Source organism: Streptococcus oralis, assembly GCF_001579175.1.
Taxonomy (GTDB): Bacteria; Bacillota; Bacilli; order Lactobacillales; family Streptococcaceae; genus Streptococcus; species Streptococcus oralis_O.
This window is the reverse complement of sequence record NZ_KQ970760.1, coordinates 773,835-778,143: the sequence shown is the minus strand read 5'-3', so window position 1 is coordinate 778,143 and position 4,309 is coordinate 773,835. Positions and strand designations below refer to the sequence as shown.

The window sequence follows — 4,309 nt, the reverse complement described above, 5'->3', positions numbered from 1 at the left end:
TTTTTTCTACTAAGTTTAGTCGTTTCAACATATCTTTTCGAATATCTGATGCTTTAAAAATTTCTGAGTTTGGTAAAATCCATGGAATTAGATTCGAAGAATCTGTGATCAAATAAGTTCGACTATCCAAATACTCAACCTCAATCCTTTTGTTAAAAATCATCCAATTTAATAACTTTATCATAAAGCTATTTGGTCTATGAAAGTAATATCTCCAACTACCTCTCTTTTTATTTAGATATTTAATGTTTGCCTCTATAAATTTCAAACCCAAACATTTAAAAACTAATCTGCGATGTTGTCCATTAGTGGATACCATAAATACACGACCTGATTCATTTGGTGCTGGATATTCATTCAGCCACAAATCTGACATAGAAATGATATGTAATTGGCTATTATTTCTATGCTTTAATGCATATTCTAATAGTTCACTTTCTGAATGATGATAAAAATCAAAACCTTTCTCAAGTACTACCTCTTCATTAAGAACAATATCCTTTTTAAACTCACTATAACTGTATGGAATACAGAAAGGTTCAAAGACTGATTTTTCTTTTGCTTCTTCCAGTCTTTTTTCAAAAATAATTTTTAATTCAGATTCTGATACATCGTCGTAATTAAATTGTTCTTCTAAACATATTTTATCTATTCTCATGTGATTTCTCCAAGCTTATTTTTATATTAATACTTATCATTTAAAATAGTTCTCAAATGTTCTTTCATATTAATAACTCTGTTTGTATAAAACTCTTCAAAATCAGAAAAATCCAAACTTACTGACTCATCAATAAATAATCGTTTTTTAGAAATACCATTATTTTTAACCCAGGTAGCTAGATCATTATCACTTTTTGCTGTATTAAGTTCACTATTTAATAGTTGCAAATTACCCAATTTATTCCAATTTTTACCAACTCTTTCAATCATAGCATTATAAGAGCTATTTTTTCTTTTGAATAGTATTTGAGGATGAATATGGTCAACATGGAAATTTTGGTTAAAGTAATCTAAATCTTGATAAAATAATGATAGTACAAAAAATACATCTCCACCGTATGTCCGTTCAAACAAATCGTCTATAAATTCAGTGTCGAAGTTATAGTTTTTTGTTGGATTTGATTTAGCTTTATCAATAATAACTTGCAAAGGAAAACTAGAACTGCTATTCTCATTAATAATCTTTCTAAGATCAACAAGAACAGTATCGGATTGACCACCAAATATTCTCTTCAGGAAAGATAAAATAAGCCATTGTTTAATCAATTTATGATTTGTGCTACCAACGAATCTAACCTTAATAATTTCTTCTTCTAAGTTATTTTTATAAACATAATATATAATGGGAATTGCAGCATTTAGAGCTGGAAAAGTTTGAGAATTAAATCCCATCCTATAAAACATTTGGAAAGTATTGGAAATGCTTAATTTTATTCTAGACCAATTTTTAATTACAGAATTTAATAATTCTTCATCAAAATTTTTTACTCTATTTTTAATATCATTAGAAAACAACATTAAAATAGATTTAATTATTAAATCCGAACTAATATTAAAATCACCAAAGCTACGGACATCTTTAATCAATTCATCAAACTCATCCCTACTTTCTTTCCAATGAGTTGTTAAAACTGACATTAACAAATCTGAAAATGTTAATTTAGTCCCACCGTCATTTGTGCGAATAAATATATCTAACACCTTATCAAGGTCTTGTTCGGTTTCCAAGTAGTAATTAAGGATTTTATCTTCCCTAATTACTTTATTTAATTTATTTAGTGTATTACGTGCGTATTTTTTATCTTTTATATTTAATTGTTGTTCAACAAAATCACTAATTTCTTCAAAAATGTCATCAGGATTTATTTGAAGAATATCACCTACTTTATACCAAGTTTTATCTTTACTATTCTCAGCCTCAGATTTCGGCAAAAATCTGAAATTATATGCTCTGTCGATATCTGATTCACTTTGGTATTCCGAAGTAATATCTAAATATAAAAACTGTTCTTCAAAGTAATCTGATTTATCTATCCAAGGTCTATGAGGTTTTTTCATTGTATAGCTTCCTTTTAGACCTAGGTATAAGCTATTTAGTCTTTGTTGGCCGTCAATAATAGCAAAAAAATCATCATCGGAAGCTGTTTTATTAATCATTTCATTTTCAACTTCAAATCTTTGTTTATACTTTCTCAAAAAAGAATAATAGTTATAATTATTTTTTATTTGAGGAGAATTTATTTCCCACAACATCAATGAATTAAAAGGGTAATCTCTCATAATACTGTCGAAAAGTAGTTCAATTTGATTTTTTCCCCAAACGAAACGTCGTTGAATACCTGGCAAAACATATTTATTTTCATCAATTTTATCAATAGCTTCTTTAATGGTTATAGGAGCTTGAAAACCCTTTGGCATTTTAACATCCCCTTTAATATTATTTTATACTATTATATCATTAATCAAATTAAAAAACTGCAACTTACGAGTTACAGTTACTCACAAATTCACTTCTGTGCCTTCAAGAAATTTAACACTAATCTCGCCTTTTTCTGAAATTGTGATACTATGTAAAATTCGGCACATTTCAACCCCATTAAAATCCCATTTATTTCTAGAAACTATTTCTCTAAGTCGATCACTGTAATACTGTTTTAAACTGCTATCAGTTTCCATAAGTTTGTTCCATTTACTTTGAAGAAGTTCTCTATTTTCCTTAAGAATACTTACAGCCATCATAACAGCTTTCTCGAGCATTTCCTCATCGATATGATTGTTTAAACATCCAATCTGTCCTTTGATCCTATATCGATTATTACACTGCCAAACCTTACGTTTACCTCGACTTGTAGTCCAATTTTTCCTACCAAATGCTGAACCACATTCGGCGCAAAATACTTTTGTTGTAAAGGGATTGTTTTCTTTCTGCATGATATAAAATTGGAGATTATGTTGTTCTCTAAACTTCTTTCTTCTTGCTATTTCTAACTGAACAATCTCCCACTTTTCTCTATCTAAGATTGGTTCATGATTGTTCTCGATATAGTATTGATTAACTTGTCCATCATTATCAATTCGTTTCTTCGTCAGAAAATCAACGGTATAGGTTTTCTGAAGCAAAGCATCACCCTTGTATTTTTCATTTTGAAGCATTTTCCATATAGCACTTGGGCACCACTTTGCTTTACCTGTGCAACCTGGTATTTCCAGTTCTCTTAACTCTTTGGAAATAAATTCTGGACTGTATCCTTCTAGAAATCTATCAAATATATACCTTACGACCTTTGCTTGTTCATGGTTTATAATAAGATTTCCTTTTTCATCTTTGTCATATCCCATAAAGTTTGTAGTGTTTACTTGAACCACACCACGCTCGAATTTCTTACGAATTCCCCAAGTTGAGTTTTCTGAAATGGATCTTGATTCATCCTGTGCGAGTGACGATAGAATGGTAAGTAGTACTTCTCCTTTTGAATCTAGGCTATCAATATTCTCTTTTTCAAACGTTACTCCAATACCTAGTTCTTTCAGCTCTCTTACATATTTGATGCAGTCCAATGTATTTCTGGCAAATCTACTAATAGATTTAACTAAAATTCTATCCACCTTACCACCTCTACAATCTTGTATTAGGCGGTTAAAAGCATCACGTTTTTTTGTATTAGTTGCGGAGATCCCTTCATCCGCATAGATGTCTACTAACTCATAATCTTCATGTTTTAAGATGTATTCACGGTAATAATTAACCTGATTCTCATAACTTGATAGCTGTTCGTCTTGGTCTGTAGATACTCGACAATAAGCGGCTACTCTGATTTTTTTCTGAGTTTGAGATTTGACTGTTTGCTGAGGTTTTTTGGCCGGTATAACCGTAATGTTTTTCTCCATCTTCTATCCTTTCTAACACAATTACTGGTGAACTTAGTTTCCAACCTTCAATATCCCTTTCAGGGACTCTCATACCTTTACATGAATTTTTTCCTTCTTTGATATATTTGGAACAGCACCAAACAATCTTTTTCTTATAAGATACCTGTCTTTTTAATGTTGAACCACAATATTGGCATTTTAACATTCTGGAAAATTTATAGGTTTTATTTGTACCTTGGGTCCGAGAACGGCTTTTCATTTTTACCTGAACCTTCTCCCATATTTCCTTAGAAACAATTCCTTCATGATTATCTTCGATATAGTATTGTTCAACCTGTCCTTGATTTAATTTCTTTGGACCGTTTACACCGTCATGGAAGTATTTTTGAAGTAGTAAAGAGCCTTTGTATTTTCGTTTTTAAGATATTACGAATTGTGC

3 protein-coding genes and 1 pseudogene are annotated in these 4,309 nt (G+C 30.3%); all 4 read right to left on the bottom strand.

The annotated features are described in order from the left end of the window. Nucleotides 1-658, bottom strand: a 658-nt coding sequence (locus SORDD24_RS08145; protein WP_196757287.1) for a hypothetical protein, incomplete at its 3' end; no start/stop codon positions are given. A gap of 26 nt (nucleotides 659-684) precedes the next feature. Then, nucleotides 685-2,418, bottom strand: coding sequence for a DUF262 domain-containing protein (locus SORDD24_RS08140; RefSeq protein WP_061409419.1), 1,734 nt, complete (start codon nucleotides 2,416-2,418; stop codon nucleotides 685-687). Between the two features lie 81 nt (nucleotides 2,419-2,499). Then, nucleotides 2,500-3,867: a recombinase family protein gene (locus SORDD24_RS08135; protein WP_419579785.1), complete on the bottom strand. Its 1,368-nt coding sequence runs from the start codon at nucleotides 3,865-3,867 to the stop codon at nucleotides 2,500-2,502. Continuing rightward, nucleotides 3,755-4,282: pseudogene (locus tag SORDD24_RS12040) on the bottom strand (recombinase zinc beta ribbon domain-containing protein); the annotation flags it as partial. The pseudogene SORDD24_RS12040 and the gene SORDD24_RS08135, both read right to left, overlap by 113 nt. Nucleotides 4,283-4,309: the final 27 nt, after the last annotated feature.

Coding starts and splice junctions, on each gene's coding strand:
- SORDD24_RS08140 (WP_061409419.1), bottom strand. CDS start 2,418: ATGCCAAAGGGTTTTCAAGCTCCTATAACCATTAAAGAAGCTATTGAT.